We start from the raw sequence: 1,000 nt of genomic DNA, 5'->3' as shown, positions 1-1,000 counted from the left end.
CTACCCAAAGGGTGAAGGTGGTCGTCCAGCCTATCCGCTGATGGCCATGTTACGTATCCATCTGATGCAGAACTGGTTCGGCTACAGCGACCCGGCCATGGAAGAAGCGCTCTACGAGACGACCATCCTGCGTCAGTTCGCCGGGCTGAGCCTGGAGCGTATTCCCGACGAAACCACCATCCTCAAGTTCCGTCGCTTGCTGGAGAAACATGAGCTGGCAGCCGGCATCCTCGGCGTAATCAATGGCTACCTGGGGGATCGCGGCCTGTCGCTGCGCCCGGGCACTATCGTCGATGCCACACTGATCCACGCGCCCAGCTCGACCAAGAACCAGGACGGCAAGCGCGACCCGGAAATGCACCAGAGCAAGAAAGGGAACCAGTATTACTTTGGCATGAAGGCGCACATCGGCGTGGATGATGAGTCGGGGCTGGTACACAGCGTGGTAGGCACGGCAGCCAACGTGGCGGATATCACCCAGGTCGACAAACTGCTGCACGGTGACGAGAACGTCGTCTGCGCCGATGCCGGCTACACCGGTGTCGAAAAGCGCCCCGAACATGCTGGCCGCGAAGTGATCTGGCAGGTCGCAGCACGCCGCAGCACCTACAATAAGCTCGATAAACGCAGCGCCCTGTACAAAGCCAAGCGCAAGATCGAGAAGGCCAAGGCACAAGTGCGAGCGAAGGTCGAGCACCCGTTTCGAGTGATCAAGCGCCAGTTCGGTTACGTGAAGGTGCGCTTCCGTGGCCTGGCCAAGAACACCGCTCAGCTGGTGACGCTGTTCGCGCTGTCGAACCTATGGATGGCGCGCCGACATTTGCTGACTACCGCAGGAAAGGTGCACCTGTAATGCGGAAAATGGCTGCTGCGAGGTGCTCGCGGCGGCCAAAAACGGAGAACTGAGCGGGTTACCTGGTCGATTTTGATCGACGGCCCGCTTTCAAAAGCAGCGAGGGCTGAAGTCGACCGGAAATACAGGGCTACTTCAGACCTTCCC

At 59.7% G+C, this 1,000-nt stretch carries 1 protein-coding gene; it reads left to right on the top strand.

Features of this window, described 5'->3' with window-relative positions; genetic code table 11:
• Positions 1-853: IS5-like element ISPpu18 family transposase (locus C722_RS0111625; protein ID WP_017640654.1), on the top strand; the 853-nt coding region annotated here is incomplete at its 5' end.
• Positions 854-1,000: the final 147 nt, after the last annotated feature.

This window comes from Pseudomonas sp. 313, from assembly GCF_000316965.1.
In the GTDB taxonomy this organism is placed as follows: Bacteria; Pseudomonadota; Gammaproteobacteria; order Pseudomonadales; family Pseudomonadaceae; genus Chryseomonas; species Chryseomonas benzopyrenica.
The sequence above is the reverse complement of the archived record's forward strand: the minus strand, read 5'-3'. Positions and strand labels throughout refer to the sequence as shown.